The 24,102-nt window shown below is 71.0% G+C and carries 27 protein-coding genes; 9 read left to right on the forward strand and 18 right to left on the reverse strand.

What is annotated here, in order from left to right; all coding sequences use genetic code 11:
• The first annotated feature begins 36 nt into the window (after window positions 1-36).
• Entirely contained in the window at window positions 37-297 is a 261-nt protein-coding gene (locus tag L942_RS25615; RefSeq protein ID WP_037365154.1) for a hypothetical protein, read from the forward strand.
• 194 nt (window positions 298-491) lie between these two features.
• Here the strand turns inward: L942_RS25615 and L942_RS25620 are convergent, their stop codons facing one another.
• Together L942_RS25620 and L942_RS25625 are read right to left on the reverse strand one after the other, a co-directional pair.
• Window positions 492-1,133 (reverse strand): hypothetical protein, encoded by a 642-nt coding sequence (locus tag L942_RS25620; protein ID WP_037365156.1) that lies wholly within the window; start codon window positions 1,131-1,133, stop codon window positions 492-494.
• On the reverse strand, window positions 1,130-1,714 hold the full coding sequence (locus L942_RS25625; protein WP_037365459.1) for an MBL fold metallo-hydrolase: 585 nt from the start codon (window positions 1,712-1,714) through the stop codon (window positions 1,130-1,132). Before L942_RS25625 ends, L942_RS25620 begins: the two co-directional genes overlap by 4 nt.
• 136 nt (window positions 1,715-1,850) lie before the next feature.
• On the opposite strand from L942_RS25625, the gene L942_RS25630 reads away from it, so the two are divergent.
• Window positions 1,851-2,732, forward strand: a complete 882-nt coding sequence (locus tag L942_RS25630; protein ID WP_037365157.1) for a peptidylprolyl isomerase — start codon at window positions 1,851-1,853, stop codon at window positions 2,730-2,732.
• Window position 2,733: 1 nt separating this feature from the next.
• A complete protein-coding gene (locus tag L942_RS25635; RefSeq protein ID WP_037365159.1) occupies window positions 2,734-3,519 on the forward strand; it encodes an aminotransferase class IV in 786 nt (261 codons plus the stop codon).
• An 8-nt stretch (window positions 3,520-3,527) separates the two neighbouring features.
• On the opposite strand, the gene L942_RS25640 is transcribed toward L942_RS25635, so the two are convergent.
• The 3 genes from L942_RS25640 to L942_RS25650 are packed head-to-tail and all read right to left on the reverse strand — an operon-like array spanning window position 3,528 to window position 6,172.
• Complete coding sequence (locus tag L942_RS25640; RefSeq protein ID WP_081655229.1) at window positions 3,528-4,274, reverse strand: hypothetical protein; 747 nt, start codon at window positions 4,272-4,274, stop codon at window positions 3,528-3,530.
• A gap of 40 nt (window positions 4,275-4,314) precedes the next feature.
• On the reverse strand, window positions 4,315-5,094 hold the full coding sequence (locus L942_RS25645) for an enoyl-CoA hydratase/isomerase family protein (RefSeq protein ID WP_037365162.1): 780 nt from the start codon (window positions 5,092-5,094) through the stop codon (window positions 4,315-4,317).
• 55 nt (window positions 5,095-5,149) lie between these two features.
• A complete protein-coding gene (locus L942_RS25650; RefSeq protein WP_037365164.1) occupies window positions 5,150-6,172 on the reverse strand; it encodes a helix-turn-helix transcriptional regulator in 1,023 nt (340 codons plus the stop codon).
• A gap of 88 nt (window positions 6,173-6,260) precedes the next feature.
• Between L942_RS25650 and L942_RS25655 the strand changes: the two genes are divergently transcribed.
• Together L942_RS25655 and L942_RS25660 are read left to right on the forward strand one after the other, a co-directional pair.
• Complete coding sequence (locus L942_RS25655) at window positions 6,261-6,710, forward strand: cupin domain-containing protein (RefSeq protein ID WP_037365165.1); 450 nt, start codon at window positions 6,261-6,263, stop codon at window positions 6,708-6,710.
• Entirely contained in the window at window positions 6,707-7,108 is a 402-nt protein-coding gene (locus L942_RS25660; protein WP_037365167.1) for a DUF1304 domain-containing protein, read from the forward strand. The genes L942_RS25655 and L942_RS25660 overlap by 4 nt, the downstream gene beginning before the upstream one ends.
• A gap of 1 nt (window position 7,109) precedes the next feature.
• Here L942_RS25660 and L942_RS25665 read toward each other — a convergent pair whose 3' ends face one another.
• The 8 genes from L942_RS25665 to ruvC all read right to left on the reverse strand — a co-directional run bounded on the left by L942_RS25665 (window position 7,110) and on the right by ruvC (window position 16,379).
• The gene (locus L942_RS25665) at window positions 7,110-9,470 is read right to left on the reverse strand and encodes a RelA/SpoT family protein (protein ID WP_037365169.1); all 2,361 of its coding nucleotides are present in this window, start codon (window positions 9,468-9,470) and stop codon (window positions 7,110-7,112) included.
• Between the two features lie 376 nt (window positions 9,471-9,846).
• Window positions 9,847-10,365: an adenine phosphoribosyltransferase gene (locus L942_RS25670; RefSeq protein WP_037365171.1), complete on the reverse strand. Its 519-nt coding sequence runs from the start codon at window positions 10,363-10,365 to the stop codon at window positions 9,847-9,849.
• Between the two features lie 5 nt (window positions 10,366-10,370).
• On the reverse strand, window positions 10,371-11,606 hold the full coding sequence (secF, locus tag L942_RS25675; RefSeq protein ID WP_037365173.1) for a protein translocase subunit SecF: 1,236 nt from the start codon (window positions 11,604-11,606) through the stop codon (window positions 10,371-10,373).
• A 1-nt stretch (window position 11,607) separates the two neighbouring features.
• Window positions 11,608-13,320: a protein translocase subunit SecD gene (gene secD, locus L942_RS25680; protein WP_037365175.1), complete on the reverse strand. Its 1,713-nt coding sequence runs from the start codon at window positions 13,318-13,320 to the stop codon at window positions 11,608-11,610.
• Window positions 13,321-13,538: 218 nt separating this feature from the next.
• Window positions 13,539-13,970: a preprotein translocase subunit YajC gene (gene yajC, locus L942_RS25685; protein WP_037365177.1), complete on the reverse strand. Its 432-nt coding sequence runs from the start codon at window positions 13,968-13,970 to the stop codon at window positions 13,539-13,541.
• Window positions 13,971-14,088: 118 nt separating this feature from the next.
• A complete protein-coding gene (gene ruvB / locus L942_RS25690) occupies window positions 14,089-15,177 on the reverse strand; it encodes a Holliday junction branch migration DNA helicase RuvB (protein ID WP_051166239.1) in 1,089 nt (362 codons plus the stop codon).
• Between the two features lie 6 nt (window positions 15,178-15,183).
• On the reverse strand, window positions 15,184-15,780 hold the full coding sequence (gene ruvA, locus L942_RS25695; protein ID WP_037365179.1) for a Holliday junction branch migration protein RuvA: 597 nt from the start codon (window positions 15,778-15,780) through the stop codon (window positions 15,184-15,186).
• Window positions 15,777-16,379, reverse strand: a complete 603-nt coding sequence (gene ruvC, locus L942_RS25700; protein ID WP_037365181.1) for a crossover junction endodeoxyribonuclease RuvC — start codon at window positions 16,377-16,379, stop codon at window positions 15,777-15,779. The genes ruvA and ruvC overlap by 4 nt, the downstream gene beginning before the upstream one ends.
• Window positions 16,380-16,512: 133 nt before the next feature.
• Between ruvC and L942_RS25705 the strand changes: the two genes are divergently transcribed.
• Window positions 16,513-16,962, forward strand: coding sequence for a cupin domain-containing protein (locus tag L942_RS25705; protein ID WP_037365183.1), 450 nt, complete (start codon window positions 16,513-16,515; stop codon window positions 16,960-16,962).
• Between the two features lie 5 nt (window positions 16,963-16,967).
• Here the strand turns inward: L942_RS25705 and L942_RS25710 are convergent, their stop codons facing one another.
• From L942_RS25710 to pdxT, 3 genes are all read right to left on the reverse strand, one after another.
• Window positions 16,968-17,489, reverse strand: coding sequence for a DUF4262 domain-containing protein (locus L942_RS25710; RefSeq protein WP_037365185.1), 522 nt, complete (start codon window positions 17,487-17,489; stop codon window positions 16,968-16,970).
• Window positions 17,490-17,805: 316 nt separating this feature from the next.
• Entirely contained in the window at window positions 17,806-18,561 is a 756-nt protein-coding gene (locus L942_RS25715; protein WP_037365187.1) for a YebC/PmpR family DNA-binding transcriptional regulator, read from the reverse strand.
• A gap of 59 nt (window positions 18,562-18,620) precedes the next feature.
• Complete coding sequence (pdxT, locus tag L942_RS25720; RefSeq protein WP_037365188.1) at window positions 18,621-19,256, reverse strand: pyridoxal 5'-phosphate synthase glutaminase subunit PdxT; 636 nt, start codon at window positions 19,254-19,256, stop codon at window positions 18,621-18,623.
• A 413-nt stretch (window positions 19,257-19,669) separates the two neighbouring features.
• On the opposite strand from pdxT, the gene pdxS reads away from it, so the two are divergent.
• On the forward strand, window positions 19,670-20,581 hold the full coding sequence (gene pdxS / locus L942_RS25725; protein WP_037365190.1) for a pyridoxal 5'-phosphate synthase lyase subunit PdxS: 912 nt from the start codon (window positions 19,670-19,672) through the stop codon (window positions 20,579-20,581).
• A gap of 88 nt (window positions 20,582-20,669) precedes the next feature.
• Here the strand turns inward: pdxS and L942_RS25730 are convergent, their stop codons facing one another.
• Both L942_RS25730 and L942_RS25735 read right to left on the reverse strand, forming a co-directional pair.
• Window positions 20,670-21,059 carry a DUF6010 family protein gene (locus L942_RS25730; RefSeq protein WP_200862918.1) on the reverse strand — a complete coding sequence of 130 codons (390 nt, stop codon included), beginning with the start codon at window positions 21,057-21,059 and terminating at the stop codon, window positions 20,670-20,672.
• 77 nt (window positions 21,060-21,136) lie between these two features.
• Window positions 21,137-21,955, reverse strand: a complete 819-nt coding sequence (locus L942_RS25735; protein ID WP_106965031.1) for a helix-turn-helix domain-containing protein — start codon at window positions 21,953-21,955, stop codon at window positions 21,137-21,139.
• Window positions 21,956-22,058: 103 nt separating this feature from the next.
• On the opposite strand from L942_RS25735, the gene L942_RS25740 reads away from it, so the two are divergent.
• Together L942_RS25740 and L942_RS25745 are read left to right on the forward strand one after the other, a co-directional pair.
• Window positions 22,059-22,925, forward strand: coding sequence for an alpha/beta fold hydrolase (locus L942_RS25740; RefSeq protein ID WP_063695804.1), 867 nt, complete (start codon window positions 22,059-22,061; stop codon window positions 22,923-22,925).
• A gap of 10 nt (window positions 22,926-22,935) precedes the next feature.
• On the forward strand, window positions 22,936-23,985 hold the full coding sequence (locus tag L942_RS25745) for an LLM class F420-dependent oxidoreductase (RefSeq protein ID WP_037365196.1): 1,050 nt from the start codon (window positions 22,936-22,938) through the stop codon (window positions 23,983-23,985).
• Window positions 23,986-24,102 lie beyond the last annotated feature (117 nt).

Consider the following 24,102-nt stretch of genomic DNA (forward strand, 5'->3'; position numbering starts at 1 on the left):
GTACGAAGACCGCGACCCCGCACCCGAGGAGGGGCTGTGTTCTCAGCCGTCCTGGCCGGACCCCGAGTCACCGTGCACCTGATCCGCCGGCTGTTCGCGTCGGCGCTCGAAGCGGCCGAAACGGTCCCGCGGATCGCCACCGCCCTCGACGAGGTCCGCGCCACCCTGCGCCACCTCGAACGGCTGCTCGCCTACGTCGCCGAAGAACTCCCCGAACTCGCCGACCAGCTGGACCGCATCCGCGCCCGCGTAGACGGCCTCGAAGAACGCCCCCGCGAACCGGCCACCCAAGACTGAGCCCCACTCTCCTCGCCCAGCTCTCTCCCCCCAACCCGACCACCACGCGGGATCGCGCCGGCGTTTGGGCTGAGCGGTGGGACAGGCCGCCAGGCCCCTCCCGCCGCTCAGCCCAAACGCCGGCTTAAAAGCGATCCCGCCGCGGCGGCGGAGCCGACGCCATCAAACACAGCTTGGCGACATTTCCCGCCAACTCAACCCAACATCGCGACGAATCGACTCACCGCTTCCATCGGAAACCGCTGCAGGTACTTCCCGGCCGGAGCCGCCGAAGCCAGCCGGTACAGCGGCCGTTCCGCCACCGCGTCCCCGCGCGCCTCCGCCCGCAACTCCGCCACCAGCAGCTCCGAGAACACGAGCCCGTTCGCTTCGGTGTTGTTCAGCACCGCGTCCGCCAGCCGCCGCAGCTGCAGCGCCCCCAGCTCGCGGCCGCCGGTCCCGGAGAAGACCGCCAGGTCCAGCTTCACCGCCCGCCGCCGGGGCCCGGCGTGCACCAGCAACGCGACCGTCCGGGTCCCGCGCACGTCGCTGATCACCACGTCCAGCCGCGGCGCCCGCAGAAGATCCACGCGCCGGACGCCCCAGGTGCGCACCACCAGCGTCGTGCCCTCCAGCCAGATCCGGCGGCGATAGGCGTAGAGCACCACGTAAAGCAACGGCAGCGCGACGACCGCGGCCACGATCAGCCCGGGCAGCTGCCCGCCGATCAGCCCGGCGATTCCGCCGAACGCCGCGGCCAGGATCAGCACGCCGAAGACGCCCGACCACGCGCGGCGGCGCCGCAGCCTCGGCTCGTCGGCGAACAGCGGCAGGCGTTCCGCCGGTTTCTCGGTCACTGCGCCGCTCCCGGCACGAAGGGGTTGGCGGCGCGCTCGCGGCCGATGGTCGTGGCCGGTCCGTGGCCGGGCAGCACGACGGTGTCGTCGGCGAGCGTGAGCAGTGTGCGCAACGAATTCTCCAGATCGGAGCCGGATCCGCCGGTGCGCCCGACAGATCCGGCGAAGAGCGTGTCCCCGGTGAACACCAGCCTGCCACCCTCGCCGGTCTCGACGGTGAACGCCACCGAACCCGGCGTGTGCCCGGGCAGCGGGAGCACTCCGACGACCAGCCCGGCGGCCTCGAACTCCCCCGGGGCGAGCGGTTCGAACGGCCCGTCGTACCACTCGGCGTCGCCCGGGTGCAGCCGCAGCGGCGCTCCGTGCGCCCGCGACAGCCCGGCGGCGGCGCCGACGTGGTCCGGATGGCCGTGCGTGGCGAGCAGCGCGACCGGCGTCAGCTCGTGCTCCGCCAGCGCTTCGGCCAGCGGCTCGGCGGCTCCCTCGCCCGGGTCGACGACGAGGCACGGACCCCCGGCGGCGGGGGCCAGCAGATAGCAATTCGAGCGCAGCGGACCCGCGGCGAACCCGGCGACGAGCACCGAACCCTCCTCCCCGGAAGCGGCCTTGATCACGACCCGGTGAAGACTAGCCGCCCCTGTACGGAGTCCTCACAGGCTGTGCCCATACACTGCCGCTACCTCAGACGTGTGACTTCGAGCGGAAACTGGAGGGCGGGTGGCGACCAACCAGCAGCGCCGTGAAGCCGCGAAGCGCAAACTCGAGCGGCAGCTCGTGCGCCGGGCGGAACAGGCGAAGCGACGCAAGATCGTGGGCGCTGGAGTGGTCGGCGGTGTGGTCCTCATCGTCGCCGGTCTCGTGGTGTGGATCGTGAACAGCGGCGGCAGCGGCGACCAGCAGGCCGCGACGCCGCCGTCGAGTTCCGCGCCGCCGGTCCCGAGCGTCACGAACATCCCCACCGAGCGCACCGCGCTCCCCAAGCGTCCCAAGGCGCTGCCGAACCCGACGACGTGCTCGTACCCGGCCGATCCCAGCGGCAAGCCGCCGTCGGGCAAGAAGGCCACCGCGCCGGACGGCAAGAACGTGTCGTCGTCGGGGACGGTGAACATCACGATGAAGACCACCCAGGGCGACATCCCGATGACGCTCGACCGCTCGCTCGCGCCGTGCACCGTGCAGGCGTTCGAGAGCCTCGCGAAGCAGGGCTTCTTCACCGACACGATCTGCCACCGCCTCGGCGTCACCGACCTGCAGATGCTGCAGTGCGGCGACCCGGACGCCAAGGGCGACGTGATGACCGACGGCCGCGGCGGCCCCGGTTTCACCGTGCCGGACGAGTTCATCGACACCGCGAAGTACGGCCGCGGCATCCTCGCGATGGCCAACACCGGCCAGCCGAACAGCGGCGGCAGCCAGTTCTTCATGGTCTACGGCAACGCGCCGCTGCCGCCGCAGTACACGATCTTCGGCAGCATCTCCGACGACGGTCTGAAGGTGCTCGACAAGATCGCGAAGAACGGCATCGGCGCGGTCGGCCAGGACGGGTCGACCGGCGAGCCCAAGCAGCAGGTCAAGTTCACCGCGGTCACGGTTTCCTGAGTTGACCACGCGAGTCGAGATCGGCGGCGCCGCTGCGGGCGCCGCCGATCTCGCCGCCGCGGCCACCAGCTACGGCCATTTCACCGCGATGCAGGTCCGCGACGGGCGCGTGCGCGGCCTCCGCTACCACCTGGACCGGCTCGCGGCGAGCACCCGCGAAGTGTTCGGCAGCGAGCTGGACACCGATCTGGTCCGCCGTTACGTCCGGCGGCTCGTCGCCGGGCAAGGCGACCTGTCGGTGCGGGTGATCATTTTCTCCCGCTCTTCGCCGCACGACCCGGTGATGACGCCCGAAATCCTGGTGCGCACCGCTCCGCCCGCCTACCCGGTCGGCACACCGATGCGGCTGCGCTCCGTTGCGTACCAACGGGATCTGCCGTACGTGAAGCATTTCGGCGGCTTCGGCCTCACGCACCATTCGCGCGCGGCGGTCCTCGCCGGTTACGACGACGCGGTCTTCCTCGCCGCCGACGGCCGGATCAGCGAGGCGACGATCTGGAACGTCGGCTTCCTGCGCGACGGGACGATCGTGTGGCCGGACGCCCCGGTGCTGCCCGGGATCACGTACCTGGTGCTCAAGGCACAGCTGCGCGCGGCCGGGGTGCCGCAGGAGACTCGTCCGGTGTATCCGGCGGAACTGCCGGACTTCGACGCGATGTTCCTGACCAACTCCGCGACGATCGGCCGTCCGGTCGTCGCGGTCGACGACGTGCCGCTGCGCGCCTCGCCCGCCGCGACGGAGATGCTGACCACGGCTTACGAAGCCGCGCCCTGGGACGAGATCTGACGCGGGCCTCAAGGCCTGCGGTGCTCCACCCAGACGTTGGGCTCGACGTAGACCGCCGAGTCCTGCGCCACCGACACCAGCACCGGGCTGAGCGCACCTTCCACGAGCACCGGCCCGTCGGCGTCGAACGGCAGCCCGGTCCACTCCCGCCACTGCGCGAGCGTGCCGGGGATGGTCATCGACACCGGGCATACCTTTACGATCCGCCCGCCCGCGCGCGCATGCACTCGCAGCCACGCGTCGTACGGCAGGCCGTCGTCGCGCACCCGGAAGGCGTACTCGCTCATCGGAGTCTCGGGTTCGTCTGCCTTCTGCGACGGCCGCACCGGCGCGTAGAGCACGGCATGACCGAGCCGGAAAGCGTTGTCCCGCAGCGCATTCACCATTGCCGACGCGAGGCCGGTGCCCTGCCGTTCCTTGCGGACGACGATCTCCAGCGCGGTCGCCGCGTTGCGGTCGCGGCCGGCCAGCCGGTCGGCGTGCTGCCACCGGATCACCTCGTCCCACCCGCTGTCGGGCAGTTCCTCTCGTCCGGGGCCGCCGAACGCGAACGGCGCCGAGTAGGCCTTGGCGACCGGCTCGTCGCCGTCGGTCGCGAGCAGCACGTAGTCGGCGACGGGGTCGAGTTCGCCGTAGTACAGGCGCCCGGTCGGGTTGTGCTGCATGAAGACCGGCCACGACCGGTCGAAGTCGGCGTGGTCGACCGTCCGGAAGAGCTCCGGCTCCTGGCTGCGGCGATGGATTTTCAGCGGCACAGACGTCAGTCTCGCCGGACCGTCAATCGGTTATCGCCGGTCAGCGGTAGGTGAACTTCGGCGCGCGCCGGTTCAGGAACGCGTCCACGCCCTCCGCGTAGTCCTCCCCGTGCAGCGCGGCGAGCCGGATCTCCTCCACTTCGTCGTCGGTCTTCTCCTGCCCCGCGACGATCTTCTCGATGATCCGGTTCATCCCGCGGACGGAGGCCTGCGAGCGCCCGCACAGCGTCTCGGCGAACCGGGCCGTCGCGGCTTCCAGGTCCGCGGCCGGGAAGACGTCGTTGACCAGCCCGATCTCGCGCGCCCGGGCCGCGTCGACGAGCTCGCCGGACAGCAGGAAGTACTTGGCGTGCGCCGGGCCGACCAGCGACACCAGCTGCCGCGTCGAGGCGAAGTGGTAGACGATGCCGAGTTTGGCCGGGGTGATGCCGAAGCGCGCGTCGCCGGCGGCGAAGCGGAAATCGCAGGCGACCGAGAGCTGGCAGCCGCCGCCGATGCAGTTGCCCTGGACCATCGCGACCGTCGGCTTGCGCATCGCGGTCAGCGCGGCGACCGCGCGGTCCACGGCCTCGTCGTACTTCGCGGCGGCTTCGGCGGTCGAGCGCAGCTCGCGGAACTCGCCGATGTCCGCGCCCGCGGAGAAGTGCCGGCCGGCCCCGGTCAGCACGAGCACCTTCAGCTCGGGATCGGCCTCGACCTCGGCCGCCACGCCCGGGATCGCCGCCCACATGCCGTGGGTGATCGCGTTCATCTTCTCCGGGCGCGAGAACGTCAGCCGGGCCACGGCGCCTTCGCGGGTGAACTCGAGTCCGTCCGTCATGCCCAGCACCCTAATGCGCGCCCGCCGTGCTCCCGTTGTGGGACAGCTCACCGGCCTAGCCGGACAGCCGCGCCGTCAGCTCGCCCCGGCTGCGCACGCCGACCTTGCCGAACACCGATTTCAGGTGGTCCTGCACCGTGTTCGCGGAGATCCCCAGCCGCGCCGCGATGTCCGAAGTAGACAGTCCGGAGAGGACTTCCCGGCAGACCTCGCGTTCGCGCGCGGTCAGCCGGTAGGCGGCGAGCAGCACGTCCCGCAGTTCCCCGCCGGAGGCGCGCCGGATCGTCACGGCGATCTCCCGGGCGTCGTCGTCGAAGACCAATCGGCTGGCCTGCAACACGATCCAGCCGCCGCGCGCGTCCCGGACCCGGGCGCGGAACGTCCCGCTCGCCGCCGACTGCGCCCCGGCCGCAACGGCGCGCAGCAGGACCGCGAACCGGCCGTCGGCGATCGAGTCCAATTCGGACTCCCACGCGCCCGCCCCCTCGGTCGCCCCGCGCCGGCGGCCGTCCGCACCGACCACGACGATCGCCGGTTCCGCCGCCGGCGCCGCGCCCCGGGTCAGCGCGGCCAGCCGGGTGGCCGCCGCCAAGGTCGGCCCGATCGAGGTCAGGAACTCCGCCTCGCGGTCGCTGAACTCGCCGCGGCGCACGAGACCCGCCGCGGCCCAGCAAACGCCGTCCGCGCGGAACCCGACCCGCAGTTCGCTCTCCAGCCCGAGCGGCCGCCACACCCGCGCCCACCGGCCGCTGCGCTCGCGTTCGCGGCGCGGCAGGTCGGAAAGCCGCGCCACCGGCACCGGACGCCGGGCTAGCTGCGCGAAGGTGTGCGGCTCCGCGCCGTCGTACTCGTACGTCGCGAGCAGCGGCTCGTACTCCCCCGGGATCCGGGCCCGGCCGCTGGTCATCGAGCTGATCACGGCGGTGTCCGGATCCAGCGACGCCCAGCAGGTCAGCTCCGCGGGCACGATCCGGTCGACCAGTTCGATCGCCGCCGTGTGCAGTTCCGCGACGCCGCAGCCGGCCGTGGCGAGAGCCGCCAGCTCCCGCCGCACGCTCCGCGCCCGGCCTTCCCACACCCGAGGAAGTATGCGCGTGCCTTTCCCGCGCCGGTATCCCTGATTTCCGGGATAGTCCCGGGCCCGCGGCGTTTCTACCTTCGGCGCCATGACCATTCATCTCAGCCCCGCGGGCACCGGCCCGGAACTGGACACGAAAGACGCGATCGCGACGGTGAAAGCGTCCGCCGCGGACACCGGCGGCTACGAGCTGTTCGAGATCGACGCCGCCCGCGGCCCCGCCGTCCCGCCGCACACCGACCCGTGGACGAAGGGCTTCTACGTCCTGTGCGGCCGGCTGACCGTCTGCCTCGACGGCGAACTCCACGACCTCGGCCCAGGTTCCTTCGTGCACATCCCGGCGGGCACTCCCAACACCTTCACCGTGCACACGCCGCACGCGAAATTCCTCGTGCTCACCCCGGACGACGCGATGGGCCGGTTCTTCCGCGAAATCGACGCGACCGTCCCGGCCGATGCCCGGTGGCCGGACGCGGTGCCGCTGCTCGGCGACCTCGCCGCCCGGCACGGGGTCTCGTTCGAGGAGCCAGCGTCGTGAACGCCGTCGCGCAGATCCTCGCCGGGATCGCCGTTCTGGTGCACCTGCTGGCCTTCGCGTGGGAGGTCCTGCTGTTCGAGCGTCCGCGCGTGCACGCGGGCATTTTCCGGATCCCCGCCGAGGACCTGCCCGCCACGCGGCTCTGGTCGTTCAACGTCGGCTGGTACAACCTGTTCCTCGCCGCCGGACCGGTGACCGGCCTGGTGCTGCTGCACACCGGCGGCACCGCGGCCGGACGCGTGCTCGTGCTCTACAGCTGCGCGTTCATGACGCTCGCCGGGGTCGCGCTGGGCGTGTCCGACCTGCTCGCGCTGAGCCGCCCGCGCGGCGCGGGCCGTGCCGGGGCGCTCGCCCAGGCACTCCCGCCGCTGGCCGCGCTGGTCGCGACGGCGTTCTGAACTACGAAGCCGAGGTCACCCGGTACACGTCGTACACGCCCTCGACCCCGCGCACGACCTTCAGCACGTGCCCGAGGTGCTTCGGATCGCCCATCTCGAACGAGAACCGGCTCACCGCCACCCGGTCCCGCGACGTCGTCACCGACGCCGACAAGATGTTGACCTTCTCGTCCGCCAGCACCTTCGTGACGTCGGACAGCAGCCGGTGCCGGTCGAGCGCCTCGACCTGGATCGCCACCAGGAACACCGAGGACGACGACGGCGCCCACTCCACCTCGACCAGCCGCTCCGGCTGGGTCCGCAGGTCGTCGGCGTTCGTGCAGTCCGTCCGGTGCACGCTCACGCCGCCGCCGCGCGTCACGAAGCCGAGGATCTCGTCGCCCGGCACCGGCGTGCAGCAGCGCGCCAGTTTCGCCCAGACGTCGCTCGCGCCCTTGACGATGACGCCGACGTCGTTCGAGCCGCGGCGGCGCGTGACCGTGGACGGCGTGGCCCGCTCGGCCAGCTCCTCCTCGGCCTCCTCGACGCCGCCGATCAGCGCGACCAGCCGCTGCACCACGTGCTTCGCGCTGGTGTGGCCCTCGCCGACAGCCGCGTACAGCGAGGAAATGTCGCCGTGCCGCAGTTCGGTGGCGACCGAGCCCATCGACTCCGCCGACACGAGCCGCTGGATCGGCAGCCCGACCTTGCGGATTTCCTTGGTGATCGCTTCCTTGCCCGCGTCGATCGCCTCGTCGCGGCGCTCCTTCGCGAACCACTGCCGGATCTTCGCGCGCGCCTTCGGCGAACCGGCGAACTGCAGCCAGTCGCGGCTCGGCCCGGCGCTTTCCGCCTTGGACGTGAAGATCTCGACGACCTCGCCGTTTTCGAGCTTCCGCTCGAGCGCGACCAGCCGGCCGTTCACGCGGGCGCCGATGCAGCGGTGGCCGACCTCGGTGTGCACCGCGTACGCGAAGTCCACCGGCGTCGAATCCGCGGGCAGCGTGATCACGTCGCCCTTCGGCGTGAACACGAAGATCTCGCGCGCGGCCAGTTCGTAGCGCAGCGATTCGAGGAAGTCGCCCGGGTCCGCGGCCTCGCGCTGCCAGTCGAGCAGCTGCCGCATCCACGCGATCTCGTCCAGCTCCATCGCGTTGTTGCTGGCGTGCGTGCCCTTGGTTTCCTTGTACCGCCAGTGCGCGGCGATGCCGTACTCGGCGGTGCGGTGCATGTCGTAGGTGCGGATCTGCACCTCGAGCGGCTTGCCGTCCGGCCCGATCACCGTGGTGTGCAGCGACTGGTACACGCCGAACCGCGGCTGCGCGATGTAGTCCTTGAACCGGCCCGGAACCGGCTGCCACAGCGCGTGCACCACGCCCATCGCCGCGTAGCAGTCGCGCACGTCCTCGACCAGGATCCGCACGCCGACCAGGTCGTGGATGTCGTCCAGGTCGCGACCGCGGACGATCATCTTCTGGTGGATCGAGTAGTAGTGCTTCGGGCGGCCCTCGACCTTCGCGGTGATCCGCGACGACACCAGGTTGTTCGTCAGGTCCGCGATCACCTTGCGCAGATAGGTGTCGCGCGAGGGCGCGCGGTCGGCGACCAGCCGCACGATCTCGTCGTACTTCTTCGGCTGCAGGATCGCGAACGCGAGGTCTTCCAGCTCCCACTTCACCGTGGCCATGCCGAGCCGGTGCGCCAGCGGAGCCAGCACCTCGAGCGTCTCGCGGGCCTTGCGGGCCTGCTTTTCCGGCGGCAGGAAACGCATCGTGCGCATGTTGTGCAGCCGGTCGGCGAGCTTGATGACCAGGACGCGCGGGTCCTTCGCCATCGCGATCACCATCTTGCGGATCGTCTCCGCCTCGGCCGAGGTGCCGAGCTTGACCTTGTCCAGCTTCGTGACGCCGTCGACCAGCTCGCCGACCTTGTCGCCGAAATCGGCCTTCAGCTGGTCCAGGGAGTAGCCGGTGTCCTCCACCGTGTCGTGCAGCAGCGCCGCGACGAGGGTGGTGGTGTCCATGCCCAGCTCGGCCAGGATGGTGGCGACCGCGAGCGGGTGGGTGATGTACGGATCGCCGGACTTCCGCCGCTGGTCGCGGTGGAGTTCTTCGGCCACGTCGTAGGCGCGCTGCAGCTGGCCCAGGTCGGCGTTCGGGTGCAGCTCGCGGTGGATGACCGCGAGGGGTTCGAGGACCTGCTTGACCGGGGCGGCGCGCTGGGCGGTGATGCGGCGCGCCAGGCGCGCGCGGACGCGGCGGGTCGCGGAGGGGCTGGGCGCGGCTCCGTTGGCCCGGACCCCGGCGTCGGCGGCGGTGGTACCGCCCTTGACGGGGGTGGCACCGCCTTTGGCGGGGGTAGTGGCGTCGAGCTCTTGGCTCACCCGCACCTCCAGCTGCTCGTGCGGCCTCGAACCTTCAGGGTAACCGGTTGGTCTTTTGGCTGGGTTGGTGACGTGGGGTTGCGGTGTGTTGTCTGCGGCTCGTCGCCTGGCGGCGACATTGCCTCCGGGGGTGGCGCGGGGCACCCCGAAGCCTGAGTGTGCTGACGGTCGGTGGGTGCTTGTCAAGGCGGGAAAGATGCCTTGACAAGCACCCACCGACCGCAGAGAAGGCTTCGTATCGGGGTGCAGGGCGGGGGCTGGCTGCCTCGAACCGTTGGGTGCATCGGCGGCGGTTTGCGGCTGGGGTGCCTGGTGGCTGGTCGTGAGGGGGACCCTGAGGGAATCTGATTCCCTCAGGGTTCCCCCTCACGGACGATCAGGCGGTGCGGAGGGCGTGGACTGTGCGGCCGTCCAGGGCGGAGCGGCCGCTGAGGGCGGCCAGTTCCAGCACTACCGAAACGCCGGTCACTGTCGCGCCCGCGTCTTCGAGGAGTTTCGCGGTCGCGGCGACGGTGCCTCCGGTGGCCAGGACGTCGTCCAGGATCGCGATTCGCTGGCCTGGGTTGACTACGCCTGCGGGGAGTTCGACGCTCGCGGTGCCGTATTCCAGGGAGTAGTCCACGCGGCCGGCGACCTTGGGGAGCTTGCCTGGTTTCCGGACCAGCACCACCCCCATGCCGCGCGCGTAGCCGACCGCCGCGGCCAGGAGGAAGCCGCGGGCCTCGACTCCGGCGACCAGGTCGGTCGCCGGGTCGAGGGTTTCCGCCAGGGCGTCGGCGACCGCGGCGAAGCCGGGGCCGTCGGCGAACAGCGGGCTGAGATCGCGGAACAGGACGCCGGGTTCCGGGAAGTCCGGGACCTCGGCGATCAGGTCCAGTGCCTCGTCGAGCTTCATCGCGGTCAGCGCTTCTTCTTCCCCGACGGACGCTGCTTCGGGTGCCGCGCCGGGACCCCGGCCGCGGCCGCCATCGCCTTTTCCTTGCGGAGTTCGGCGGCCAGCTGCTCTTCGTCATTGGCGTCGAAGTCGTCGTCGGTGGCTTCGCGCTTCGCGGCCTTCGCCCGGCGGGCCGCCACGCGCTCGGCCTGCTGGCGGTACTTCGGGTCGCGCATCTTGAAGTCGACCAGCAGCGGCGTCGCCAGCGCGACCGACGACAGGACGCCGACCAAGGTGCCGGTCAGCTGCACCAGCGCCAGGTCCTGCAGCGTGCCCGAGCCCAGCAGCAGGTAGCCGACGATCAGCAGGCCCAGGATCGGCAGCAGCGCGATGAACGCGGTGTTGAACGACCGCATCAGCGTCTGGTTCAGCGCCAGGTTCGCGGCCTCCGCGTACGTGCGCCGCGACAGGCCGAGCAGGCCGCGGGTGTTCTCCCGGACCTTGTCGAACACCACCACGGTGTCATACAGCGAGAACCCGAGGATCGTCAGCAGGCCGATCACCGTCGCGGGCGTGACCTCGAAGCCCACGAGCGAGTACACGCCCGCGGTCACCACGATGTCGTGCAGCAGCGAGATCAGCGCCGCGAACGCCATCCGGGTGTCGAAGTAGATCGCCAGGAAGACCACGACGGCGACCAGGAACACCGCGAGCGCGATCAGGGCCTGGCGCGAGATCTCGTCGCCCCACGACGCGCTCACCGCGCTGTCGCTGATCGCCTGCTCGCTCGACTTGCCGTTGCTGCCGATCGGGCCCAGGTCCTCGAAGATCTGCTTCTTGACCTTCGCCACCTGGTCCGCGGTGAGCGTCTCGGAGCGGGTCTGGATGGTCGACGCGTTGCCGGTGCCGACCGTCTGCGTCTCCGCGGGGGCCTCGCCGAGCGCGGTGTTGAACGACTTGATCACCTGGTCCTGGGTGATCTGGCCGTGTGTGCCGTGCGCGGGCAGCTGGATCTGCGTGCCGCCCTCGAACTCGATGCCCACGTTGAAGCCGCGGAAGATCATCGAGCCGATGCACACCAGCAGCAGCAGCGCGAAGAAGACGTACCAGCGCTTGCGCGCGCCGACGATGTCGACCGCGCCGGTGCCGACGTAAAGCCGGTGGAAGAAGCTTTCCTTCTTGCCGGGTTCGGCCGCGGTGCTGGCGGTGCCGTTCGAGCCTTCGGGGCTGTCCGACGGGACGCCTGCGGTTTCGTCGCTCACGTCAGGCCTCCTTCACGTTCGCGCGACGGCCGGGAGCGGGGCGCGTGGACTTGCGCTGCGAGCCGAGCTTCTGGACCGCGCCGAGGCCGAGATTCCGGGGATTGGACAGGAACTTCGACTTCGAGGTCGACACCATCGCCACGAGCGGATGCGTGACCAGGTAGACGACCACCAGGTCGAGCACCGTCGACATGCCGAGGGTGAACGCGAAGCCCTGCACGTCGCCGACCGCGATGATGTACAGGATCGCAGCGGCGAGGAAGCTGACCGCGTCCGAGGCCAGGATCGTGCGCCGCGCCCGCGCCCAGCCGCGCGGCACCGCGGACCGGAAGGTCCGGCCCTCCCGGATCTCGTCCTTCAAGCGTTCGAAGTAGATGACGAACGAGTCCGCCGTGATGCCGATCGCGATGATCAGGCCGGCCACGCCCGCGAGGTCGAGCGTGTACCCGATCCAGCGGCCGAGCAGCACCAGCACCGCGTACACGAGCAGGCCGGACAGCACCAGCGACCAGATCGTGAGGATGCCGAGCAGCCGGTAGTAGAACAGGCAGTAGACGAACACGACGGCGAGGCCGATCGCGCCGGCGATCAGGCCGGCCTGCAGCGACGCGTAGCCGAGCGTCGCGGACACCGTGGTGGCGTCCGACGAATCGAACGACAGCGGCAGCGAACCGTACTTGAGGATGTCCGCCAGGTTCTTCGCGTCGGTCTGGGTGAACTTGCCGGTGATCTGCGTGTTGCCGCCGAGGATGGCGTTCTGCACGGTCGGCGCGGACACCACGTCGGTGTCGAGCACGAACGCCGCCTGCTTGCCGACGTTGGCCGACGTGAAGTCGCCCCAGGTCTTGCCGCCCGCGCTCTTGAAGCTCAGGTCGACGATCCACTGGCCGCGCTGCTGGTCGTAGCCGGAGTTGGCGTTCGCGATCTCGGTGCCGGGGATGATCTCCGGCCCGAGGACGTACTTGGTGGCGTCCTTGTCGCCGCAGGTGACCAGCGGCTGGTTCGGCAGGTCGTTGCCCTCCAGCGGGTCCGCGACGTTCGGCGCGCAGGTGAGCGCGGCGAGCGCCTTCTGCTGCGCGGCCTGCGCGGCGGCGGTCTCCTGCTGGTTCTTCGGGTCCTTCGGCATCAGCGCGGGAGCCTGGCGCACGGCGCGGGCTTCCTCGATCGGGTTCTTGCCCGCGTTCTGGCCGCCGGCCGGGGCCGAGGGGGTCGGGCTCGGCGGCTGCTGCGCCGGGGCGCCCGCCGCTCCCCCGCCGCCGGCGGGCTTGCTCGGCGCGGTCGCCGGGACGCTCGGGGCTCCGGAAGCGGGAGCCGACGGCGGCGCGGCCGGGGTGTTCGGGACCGAGGTGATCACCTCGCGGATCCCGAGCTTGGCGGTCCGGCCCAGGTTCTTCGCCTCGTCGCCCTGCTCGCCCGGCACGGTGATCACGATGTTGTTGCCGTCGAGCACCACCTCGGTGCCGCCGACGCCGATCCCGTTGACGCGGGTCTCGATGATCTGGCGCGCCTGGTTCAGCGAATCGCGGGTGGGCTGGCCCCCGTCGGGCGTGCGCGCGGTGAGCGTGACCCGGGTGCCGCCCTGCAGGTCGATGCCGAGTTTCGGCGTCGCTTTGCCGCTGCCGGTGAAGAACACCAAGGCGTACAGCACGACCACGATCAGGGCGAAGAAGGCGAGATAGCGTCCCGGGCGGAGATGCCCGGCCGATGGTGCCACTGTGCTTCGGTCTCCTCGAACTGGCACGGACTGGATGGACCCCAAGTGGTTCGGGTGCGCGAGCCGGAAGGGGGTCCCCCGGACGCGGCTGGGCGTGAACTATGACGGCGGACACGCACGCAGCACCGAGACAGTACTCGGTGCTGCGTGAGCCCGGCGTTCGCCCGTACCGACTTTCGTCGGCTGTGGGCGGATCACTGCCCGGTGAAGCGCGGAGGCTACTTCTTCCCGTGCTCGAGCGGGGGCGCCACCTGCGCACCGGAGGTCTGCTTCTCCTCGGCGGAGATCGACTCCTGGGCCGGGGCCTCCGAAGAAGACGCCGCCGGGGCCGACTCGACGCCCGCGACCTCGGTCTCGGCCGAGTCCTCGTTCTCCTCGCCCTCGACGACCGGCTCGACCTTCTCGCGCACCGCGAGCCGCAGCCAGGTGGTGACGACGCCCGGCGCGATCTCGATGTCGATCGTGGTGTCGCTGCTCGTGTCGGCGACCGTGCCGTACAGGCCCGACGTGGTCATCACGCGGTCGCCCGGGGCGATGCTGTTCTGCATCTCCTGCTGAGCCGCCTGCTGCTTCTTCTGCTTGCGGGTGCCCATGACGAGCGGCACGGCCACCACGAGCAGCAGCAGCAACGGCAGCAGTAACTGGTTCATGACTCTCCTCGACGGACGCCTCTCTCGGCTGCCCGCGTCCGGTTTCGACGGATGTGCTGTGTTCGAGTGTGCCAGGTACCGGCGGAAACGCCACCACCCGGGCCGCTGTCCGCCCTTGTCAGGCCTGGTCGAACAGCGTGGGACCGCCCTGCTCGGACCGTCCCGCCTCCGGGGGCGGCACGAGCCCGAGGTGCTGCCACGCGGCCGCGGTCGCGACCCGGCCGCGCGGAGTGCGGGCGAGCATACCGGCCCGGACCAGGTAGGGCTCGCACACCTCCTCGACCGTCGTGGCCTCCTCGCCGACGGCGACCGCGAGCGTCGAAATGCCCACCGGTCCCCCGCCGAACGAGCGGGTCAGCGCGCCGAGCACGGCCCGGTCCAGCCGGTCCAGGCCCAGCTCGTCGACGTCGTAGACCTTGAGCGCGGCCTGCGCGACCTCCAGGGTCACCTTGCCGTCGGCGCGCACCTCGGCGTAGTCGCGGACCCGCCGCAGCAGCCGGTTGGCGATGCGCGGGGTGCCGCGCGACCGGCCGGCGATCTCGGCGCAGCCGTCCCGGTCGATCTCGATGCCGAGGATCGTCGCGGCGCGGCGGACGACCAGTTCCAGTTCGGCCGCGGAGTAGAACTCCATCTGCCCGGTGAAGCCGAACCGGTCGCGCAGCGGCCCGGTCAGCGCTCCGGACCGGGTGGTGGCCCCGACCAGGGTGAACGGCGCGATCTCCAGCGGGATGCTGGTCGCCCCCGGGCCCTTGCCGACGACGACGTCGACCCGGAAGTCCTCCATCGCGAGGTACAGCATTTCCTCGGCGGGCCGGGCGATCCGGTGGATCTCGTCGATGAACAGGACGTCGCCGGGCGCGAGGTTGGACAGCATCGCGGCCAGGTCGCCGGCGCGTTCCAGGGCGGGCCCGGAGGTGATCCGGATGGCCGCGCCCAGTTCGGCGGCGACGATCATCGCCATGCTCGTCTTGCCGAGGCCGGGCGGGCCGGACAGCAGCACGTGGTCCGGCGGCACGTCGCGCCGCCGGGCGCTCTCCAGCACCAGCTCCAGCTGCTCGCGGACGCGTTCCTGGCCGACGAACTCGTCGAGTTTGCGCGGCCGCAGCGACGTTTCCAGGTCGCGCTCGCCGGTCTGCGCGAGCGCGGACAGCGTTTCGTCGCCCGGCTCGTACCCGCCGGTGTCGAACTCGGTCACTTCGTGGTTCATCGGCGGCTACCGCTTGCGGCCCAGCAGCGCCAGCGCCGAGCGCAGCACCGACGACGTGGTGTGCCCTTCGCCTTCGGACAGCACCCGGTCCACCGCCTGTTCGGCCTGCTTGGCCGGGAAGCCCAGCCCGGCCAGCGCTTCCACGACCTCGCCGCGCAGCGCGCCGGGCGCGGCCACCACCGGGGCGTCGCTTGCCCCGCCGAGCGCGGTGACCTTGTCGCGCAGTTCGAGGCTGAGCCGCTCGGCCCCCTTGCGGCCGATGCCGGGCACCTGGGTGAGCACGGTGATGTTGCCTTCGACCAGCGCCGCGCGGAGCTTGTCCGGCTCCAGCACGGCCAGGGTCGCCAGCGCGAGCCGCGGCCCGATCCCGGACACCGTCTGGAGCAGGCCGAACAGCTCGCGCGCGTCCTCCTCGGCGAACCCGAAGAGGGTCAGCGAGTCCTCGCGCACGACCAGCGCGGTGTGCAGCCGCGTCTGCTCGCCGCGGCGCAGCGTGGCCAGCGTCGCCGGGGTGGCCTGCACGGCGAGGCCGACGCCGCCGACCTCGACCACCACGTGGTCGAGCCCGACGGACAGCACTTCGCCGCGTACCGAGGAGATCATCGTCGTGCTCCTGTTTCGTTCTGCTTCGTGGTGGTTCCGGCCGCCTTGGCCGCGGCCGCCAGCCGGGCCTTGTGGGCGCGGACCAGTTCCGCCGCGCGGGCCTCGGCCTCGGCGAGCCGGATCCGCATCGGCTCGCGCCACAGGTGGCAGATGGCGAGCGCGAGCGCGTCGGCCGCGTCCGCCGGATGCGGTTTGACCTCGAGCCCGAGCAGCCGCATCACCATTGTGGTGACCTGTGCTTTGTCCGCGCGGCCGGACCCGGTGACGGCGGCCTTGACCTCGCTGGGCGTGTGGAAGACGACCGGCAGCCCGCGCCGCGCCGCCGCCAGCGCGACGACCCCGCCCGCCTGCGCGGTGCCCATCGCGGTGCGGACGTTGTGCTGGGCGAACACCCGCTCGACGGCCACCGCTTCCGGCCGGTACCGGTCGAGCCAGCGCTCCACCTCGTCGGCGACGCCGAGCAGCCGCTGCGCGAGCTCCTGGTCGGCGGGCGTGCGCACGACCCCGACCGCGACCGGGCGCACCGACCGGCCCTTGCCGCCGTCGACCACGCCGAGGCCGCACCTGGTCAGACCGGGGTCGACCCCGAGCACCCGCACCGTTTCTCCTCCGCCCGCGCGAACATCCGTTCGACGTGCAGGCTAACGGTCGCGACGCGCCGTCCGGCGGACGGACACGCCTTAACGGCGGCCGGCGTGGACGGCCGTCCCGCTTCGCGAGCAGGATGGAGGCATGCCGGGACCGGAGGACTTCGTCGCGCACCTGGGCCTGGAGCCGCTGCCGGCGGAGGGCGGCCGGTTCGCGCGGAGCTGGCGCGCGGACGAGGGTTCGGCGATCTATTACCTGCTCACCGCGCCGGAGATCTCCGCGCCGCACCGCCTCGACCGGGTCGAGGTGTTCGTGCACCACGCCGGTGCGCCCGCCCGGATGCTCTTGCTGCGTCCCGACGGCGAGGTGACGCGCCCGGTGCTGGGCAGCGACGTGGCCGCCGGACAGCGCCCGCAGGTGGTCGTGCCCGCCGGAACGTGGCAGGCGACGGTGCCGCTGGGCGCGTGGAGCCTGCTCGGCACCGTGGTGGTGCCGCCTTACACCGACGACTGCGTGGAGTTCGCGGACCCGGCGACGCTGGCCGCGCGGTTTCCGGACGCCGCCGCCGATCTGGCCGCGCTAGGCCCCGGTTAGCCGGGTCAGGGGCCGTCGACGCCGGGCGTCCAGCTCTCCGGGTCGCCGCTCTCGGTAAGCACCGGCTGCCATTCGGCGAAGCCCTCGGGCGCGTCGGCGTGCCACGGGAAGTGCCCGTCCGGCGTCGCGACGATCATCTGCAGCGCCGGGAAGTCGCCGTCCGGGTAGACGAGGAACGCGGACCCGAAGTACTCCGGGTAGTGCCCTTTCGCGACGCGTTCGAAGACCACCGGCGCACCGTCGAAGAAATCCTCGTAGCGCTTGCCGACCTCGAAGATCTCGCCGTTGGCGGAACGGTCGACGTACGCGTCGAGCAGCACCGGGGCCATGTGGTCGGGCAGCCCGATCACGACGGCCTCCGGCACGTTGTGCAACGCCCACGCGCACGCGGTGAAGCAGTAGCCGGCCCCTTGGTCGTCGGCGGGCACGGCGATGACCGCGTTGCCCCGTTCCCGTGCCTGGGTTTCGATCCAGGCGATGAGGCTCTGCTCTTGCTCGGTGAGGGCGGAGGTCGTCACGGCGGACATTCTGCCCCACCCGCGCGCTCGAGCCCAGTCCCCGCGCCGGTCATTTTTCCCGCCGCCCCAAGGATTTTCCCGGTTTCCCTTGTGCGGCAAGGGGAAACGCGGACGAAAAAGGCCGCGCCCCGGAGCGCCGGGACGCGGCCGTGTCGCGCGATTGGATCAGTCCACTGCGGCCATGACCTCGTCGGACACGCGGAATCCGGCACCGCGCGCAGACGTCGCCGATCCCACCGCCGAAATCAGTCCACCGCGGCCATGACCTCGTCGGAGACGTGGAATCCGCCACCGCGCGTAGACGTTGCCGATCCCACCGCCGAAATCAGTCCACTGCGGCCATGACCTCGTCGGACACGTCGAAGTTGGCGTAGACGTTCTGCACGTCGTCGCAGTCCTCGAGCGCGTCGATCAGCTTGAAGACCTTTTTCGCGCCCTCGACGTCGAGCGGCACGCTCACCGACGGGAGGAAGGTCAGCTCGGCGGATTCGTACTCGAACCCGGCCTCCTGCAGCGCCTTGCGCACCGGGACGAGGTCGGTGCCCTCGCAGACGATCTCGAAGTTGTCGTCGAGGTCGTTGACCTCCTCGGCCCCCGCGTCGAGGACGGCCATCAGGACGTCGTCCTCGGTCGCGTCCGCCTTGGGCATGAGCACGACGCCCTTGCGGTTGAACATGTACGCGACCGAACCCGGGTCGGCGAGCGAGCCGTTGTTGCGCGTGAGCGCGGTGCGGACCTCCATCGCGGCGCGGTTCTTGTTGTCGGTGAGGCACTCGATCAGCACCGCGACGCCGTTGGGGCCGTAGCCCTCGTACGTGATGGTCTGCCAGTCGGCGCCGCCCGCCTCCTCGCCGGCGCCGCGCTTGCGCGCGCGCTCGATGTTGTCCTGCGGGACGGAGTTCTTCTTCGCCTTCTGGATGGCGTCGTACAGCGTGGGGTTGCCGTCCGGGTCCCCCCCGCCGGTCCCGGTGCGGGCGGCGACCTCGATGTTCTTGATCAGCCGCGCGAAGAGCTTGCCCCGCTTGGCGTCGAGGTTCGCCTTCTTGTGCTTCGTCGTGGCCCACTTGGAGTGGCCGCTCATCTTTCCTCCATCTGTTCCCGCGGCCGCGTGCCTCCCGGCGCGGCCGCCGCAATCCTTGCTCAGGCTTTCCGCACGAGCTCGACGAACAGCCGGTGCACGCGCTCGTCCCGGGTGATCTCCGGGTGGAACGCCGTGGCCACCACCGCCCCCTGCCGGACGGCGACGATCCTATCCGCCCTCGGCCCGTCGGGCGGGTCGTCCGGGTCGGGCACGGTGGCCAGCACCTCGACGCCGTCTCCGGCCTTCTCGACCCACGGGGCCCGGATGAACACCGCGTGCAGCGGCCCGCCGCCCACGCCGGCGAACGGGAGGTCGGCCTCGAAGGAGTCGACCTGCCTGCCGAACGCGTTGCGCCGCACGACCACGTCGAGCCCGCCGAGCTGCTGCTGGTCCGGGCGCCCGTCGAGCACCTGGCGGGCCAGCAGGATCATCCCGGCGCACGAGCCGAACGCCGGCAGGCCGCCGGCGATCCGCTCGCGCAGCGGTTCGAGCAGCTCGAAGGTCTCGAGCAGCCGCGACATCGTGGTGGACTCCCCGCCGGGCAGCACCAGGCCGTCCACTTCGGACAGCTCGGAGGGGCGGCGCACCGGAACCGCGCGAGCCCCCGCGCTCTCCAGCATCGCGACGTGCTCGCGCACGGCGCCTTGCAGGGCGAGCACGCCGACCGCCGGCCGTGCTCCCGTAGCTGTCGCCACCAAACCTCCCGTGAGACGTTCACTCCAGCTTAGGGGGACCGTCCGGAACGCAACCGGGCAGGTCAGGCGGGCAGCGCCGGGGTGCCCGCCCACCCCGGGAGCGCTCCGGCGGCCGGTCGCGAGCCGGCGTGAAGTGGACTGCTGAAATCTGTCGCCAGTGGCCACCTCAAAGGTGATCTCCACCGGTACCGGACCGGCTCCGGTGCTTCGGGCCGGTCCCGTCTGCCATGGTAGGCCGATGCGGAAGACCCAGGTCAACGCTTCCCTCCCGAAAAGTGACCCAACGCAAGCAGAGCGATCAGCGCCGGAAGTGGCCTTCCGAGATAGCCGCGAAATGGCCTGCCTCAGCGGTCCACCGTCGTCTTACGCTGGAAGAGAAGACCACTTCCGCTCCCCCGAGAAAGGCCCGCAAGGTGTCGCAGCAGCAGAACGCCGAACCCCAGACCGTCACCGGCACCGCGAAGGTGAAGCGCGGCATGGCGGAGATGCTCAAGGGCGGCGTGATCATGGACGTCGTGACCGCCGAGCAGGCGAAGATCGCCGAGGACGCCGGCGCGGTCGCCGTTATGGCGCTGGAGCGCGTCCCCGCGGACATCCGCGCCCAGGGCGGCGTCGCGCGGATGAGCGACCCGGACCTGATCGACGGCATCATCGAGGCCGTCTCCATCCCGGTCATGGCCAAGGCGCGGATCGGGCACTTCGTCGAGGCCCAGGTGCTGCAGTCGCTCGGCGTCGACTACATCGACGAGTCCGAGGTGCTCACCCCCGCCGACTACGCGAACCACATCGACAAGTGGGCGTTCACCGTGCCGTTCGTGTGCGGCGCGACCAATCTGGGCGAAGCCCTGCGCCGGATCACCGAGGGCGCGGCGATGATCCGCTCGAAGGGCGAGGCGGGCACCGGCGACGTCTCGAACGCGACCACGCACATGCGCAAGATCCGCGCCGAGATCCGCCGCCTGCAGTCCCTGCCGGAGGACGAGCTGTTCGTCGCGGCCAAGGAGCTGCAGGCCCCGTACGAGCTCGTCCGCGAGGTGGCCGAAGCGGGCAAGCTGCCGGTCGTCCTCTTCACCGCGGGCGGCATCGCCACCCCGGCCGACGCGGCGATGATGATGCAGCTGGGCGCCGAGGGCGTGTTCGTGGGTTCGGGCATCTTCAAGTCCGGCAACCCGGCGCAGCGCGCGGAGGCGATCGTGAAGGCGACCACCTTCCACGACGACCCGGACGTGCTGGCGAAGGTGTCGCGCGGGCTGGGCGAAGCGATGGTCGGGATCAACGTCGAAGACGTCCCGGAACCGCACCGGCTCGCCGAGCGGGGCTGGTGACCGCTCGGCCTGAGGCAGTTTCCGACGCGAACGGCGAGGGCATCGTCCCTCGCCGTTCGCGTGCGGCCGGCCCATTCGCCAGGTGCGCTCAAACGGCGCTTTTCACCCGGAATTCCTTCGCCGATCTTCCGCCGGAAAAGCACCAGATCGCGATCACCGGGTCGCAGATCGCGCAGCCCAGCGACGAGGTGTGCGCGAACGGGAGGATCGGCGCGCCCTTGAGGTGGTGCAGCACGTCCAGGGTCGTGTGCAGCAGCCAGGCGACGCCGATGAACGCCCAGGATTTCAGGCCGCGGTCGGCGCAGTAGGTCACCGCGGCGGTGAAAGCCAGCTCCCAGGGCCCGAACGCGCCGCTGCTCAGGTAGGCGGCTCCGGCGCCCGCGACCATGACCGCGTTGAGGCGGCGGCGGTGCGGCTCGGCGATGAAGGAGTTGAGCACGCAGTAGGCAATGCCGATGAGGATGGCGGAAACAACGATCACAGCGGAACGCTATGGTCGCCGGCCTCGTCGCGGAACCGGCCGGAGAGACAGGTTCCGCCGGGATCTTGCCACCTTTATTCTCCCTCCGGCACATGCCGTGCCTGCCATTGCCCGGGGCGGATGCCGGTCTGGTGCCGGAAGAACGCCGAGAAGTTCGACGGGTCGGGGAATCCCAGCCGCTCCCCGCAGCGGGCCGCGCTGAGCCGGTCGTGTGCGAGGAGTCGCTTGGCCTCCAGCACCAGGCGTTCGGACAGGTAGTCCTTGCCGGTGCGGCCGGTCGCCGCTTGGACGCTGCGCGTCAGGGTCCGCGAGGAATAGCCGAGTTTGCGCGCGTAGTGGGCGACGTCGTGGTGGCCGCGGAAATCCTCCTCCACCGCGGCGCGGAATCGGTGAAAAAGACGGTGTCCGGTGTCGACGCCGGATGGCGGAGCGAGTCGCAACAGCAACGCGGACAGCACCAGGCCGAGCAGATCGCCGGTGTGCGCGTCCGGCGCGCCAGTCTCACTGCGGAGATGCGCGAGCGCGGCAGTGATCAGCGGCCACTGCTCGGCGTCGGCGGTCCAGCACGCCGACGCACTCGGGCCGGCCGCCAGTTCACGCCCGCCGGCGACCGGCGCGGTGGGCACGAACAGCACCAGATCTCCGGCTAGGTCGCCGAGGTCGTCCCAGCGGTGCACGACGCCGGGCCGGATCCACACCACGCTTCGAGCGGCCAGCGGACAGTCGGCGAAGTCGGCGGAAACGCTGCCGTGTCCGCGTCGGACCACCCCGAGGACGTGGAAGTCGGCCCGTTCGGTCGTTCCGCTGTTCAGCCGCCGCAGCTTGGCGAAGGACATCATCTCGACCGGCGCACTCCGCGGCGGCTGATAGGTGAGCTGACGAATTCGGGGCACGTTATCCATTTTTCACCATGCCCGGTCCCTCCTCAGCAATGCGCCCGCGCACCCCGCCCGGTTGACTCGATGCTGCGAAATCGACCGAGACAAGGACATCCCTATGACCACGAGCACCTCGCTCCAGCTTCCCCGCTACGACTACCGTCCGGGCAACGGTCCAGTGCTGGTCTTTCTTCACTACTGGGGCGGCTCGGCGCGCACCTGGCAGCCGGTGCTCGACCGGCTGCCGCGGCGTGCCGCATTGACCGTCGATCTGCGCGGGTGGGGACGCTCGCGCGACCTGCCCGGCCCCTACACCCTCGAGCAGCTCGCGCACGACACCCGTGCGGTGCTCGCCCATGCCAGGGTGAGCGAATACGTCCTGGTCGGGCATTCGATGGGCGGCAAGGTGGCGCAGCTGGTGGCCGCGGCGCGTCCCGCAGGGCTCGCTGGCCTCGTCCTCGTCGCACCGGGACCGGCCAAGCCCGCCGCGGCGGTGACCCCCGAGTACCAGGAAGCGTTGTCGCACGCCTACGACTCCGACGAGTCGACCGCAGCCGCCCGCGACACGGTTCTCACCGCCGCCCCGCTGAGCGAGACACTGAAAGCACAGATCGCGGAAGACTCCCGTGCCAGCAACGAAGAAGCCCGGCTCGTCTGGCCACGGCAAGGAATCGCCGCGGACATCAGCGACGCGGCGCGCGCCATCGACGTTCCCGTCCTGGTCGTCGCGGGCGAGCACGACCGAGTGGAGCCGCCCGAGGTGCTGCGCAGCAACCTGCTGCCGTACCTGGCCAACGCGAGCCTGACCGTCCTCCCCGGCTGCGGCCATCTCGTGCCGCTGGAAGCGCCGGACGCACTCGCTCAGGTGCTCCGGCGACACGCTCGTGCGCGTGGCCGGGCCTACCTCCACAATGGACAAACGGCACCCCTACCGCACCCCCTGAACGACGGGAACGTGCGGTATCATCTCGGTTACCAACGGTAACGTCGGGCGCATGAAAATCGGACTTAACATCGGCTATTGGGGCGCCGGCAACGACTCGACAAACCTCGAACTGGCCCGGGAGGCCGACCGGCTCGGGTTTTCGGTCGTGTGGGTGGCCGAGGCGTACGGTTCGGACGCCGCGACGGTGCTCGGCTGGCTCGCCGCGCGCACCGAGCGCATCGACCTCGGCAGCGCGATCCTGCAGATCCCGGCCCGCCGCCCGACGATGACCGCGATGACCGCCGCGACGCTGGACAATCTGTCCGGCGGCAGATTCCGGCTCGGGCTCGGCGTTTCCGGTCCGCAGGTGTCCGAAGGCTGCTACGGCGTCCCGTTCGGGAAACCGGTGCAGCGCACCCGGGAATACGTCGACATCGTCGGCAAAGCGCTGCGCTGCGAACGGGTCCGGCACCACAGCACGCACTTCCAGCTCCCGCTGCCCGGCGGCCCGGGCAAGGCGCTGCCGCTCGCCGTGCCGCCCGTGCGCGAGCACATCCCGCTCTATCTCGCTTCCCTGGGCCCGAAAAACCTGGAACTCACCGGCGAAATCGCCGACGGCTGGCTCGGCCTGTTCTTCTCCCCCGAGCACGGCCGGGAATCCCTGGACCGGATCCGCGCCGGCCGCGCGAAAATCGGCGCCACGCTCGACGGATTCGACGTGGTGACCACCGCCCCGCTGGCCGTCGGCGACGACTGGCGCTCGGCGGCCGACCACGCCCGCCCCTACGTCGCCGGATTCGTCGGCGGAGCGGGCAGCCGCAAGCAGAACTTCTACCGAGACCTCGTGGCCCGCATGGGTTACGCGTCCGCCGCGGACGAAATCCGCGACCGGTACCTGACCATGGACTACGCCGGGGCGATGGCCGCGATCCCGGCGGAATTCCTGGACGCGACGTCGCTGCTCGGCCCGAAGGACCGGATCGCCGACCGGATGCGCGCCCTGGCCGAAGCCGGGGTCACCACGCTCGCGCTCTCGCCCACGCATCCGGAACCGGAGGCCAGCAAGGCCGCGTTGCGCGTGGCGGCCGAAGCCCTCGACGCGTCCGGGGTCGGTGACTGACCCCATGGTCGAGTTCGAGAGGACAGTCCACAATAGACTGTGAGGTGTTTGGTTCCCGCCGCCGCGGTCGGCCAGGTCGCGCTCAGTCCGTCCGGCCCGGCGGCAGACGACCCCGAG

The sequence above is a fragment of the Amycolatopsis orientalis DSM 43388 genome (genome assembly GCF_000411975.1).
Lineage (GTDB): Bacteria > Actinomycetota > Actinomycetes > Mycobacteriales > Pseudonocardiaceae > Amycolatopsis > Amycolatopsis orientalis_D.

Coding starts and splice junctions, on each gene's coding strand:
- L942_RS25710 (WP_037365185.1), bottom strand. CDS start 17,489: ATGTCCGCCGTGACGACCTCCGCCCTCACCGAGCAAGAGCAGAGCCTC.
- L942_RS25705 (WP_037365183.1), top strand. CDS start 16,513: ATGCCGGGACCGGAGGACTTCGTCGCGCACCTGGGCCTGGAGCCGCTG.
- L942_RS25740 (WP_063695804.1), top strand. CDS start 22,059: ATGACCACGAGCACCTCGCTCCAGCTTCCCCGCTACGACTACCGTCCG.
- L942_RS25670 (WP_037365171.1), bottom strand. CDS start 10,365: ATGAAGCTCGACGAGGCACTGGACCTGATCGCCGAGGTCCCGGACTTC.
- ruvB (WP_051166239.1), bottom strand. CDS start 15,177: ATGAACCACGAAGTGACCGAGTTCGACACCGGCGGGTACGAGCCGGGC.
- ruvA (WP_037365179.1), bottom strand. CDS start 15,780: ATGATCTCCTCGGTACGCGGCGAAGTGCTGTCCGTCGGGCTCGACCAC.
- L942_RS25745 (WP_037365196.1), top strand. CDS start 22,936: ATGAAAATCGGACTTAACATCGGCTATTGGGGCGCCGGCAACGACTCG.
- L942_RS25715 (WP_037365187.1), bottom strand. CDS start 18,561: ATGAGCGGCCACTCCAAGTGGGCCACGACGAAGCACAAGAAGGCGAAC.
- yajC (WP_037365177.1), bottom strand. CDS start 13,970: ATGAACCAGTTACTGCTGCCGTTGCTGCTGCTGCTCGTGGTGGCCGTG.
- L942_RS25645 (WP_037365162.1), bottom strand. CDS start 5,094: ATGACGGACGGACTCGAGTTCACCCGCGAAGGCGCCGTGGCCCGGCTG.
- L942_RS25655 (WP_037365165.1), top strand. CDS start 6,261: ATGACCATTCATCTCAGCCCCGCGGGCACCGGCCCGGAACTGGACACG.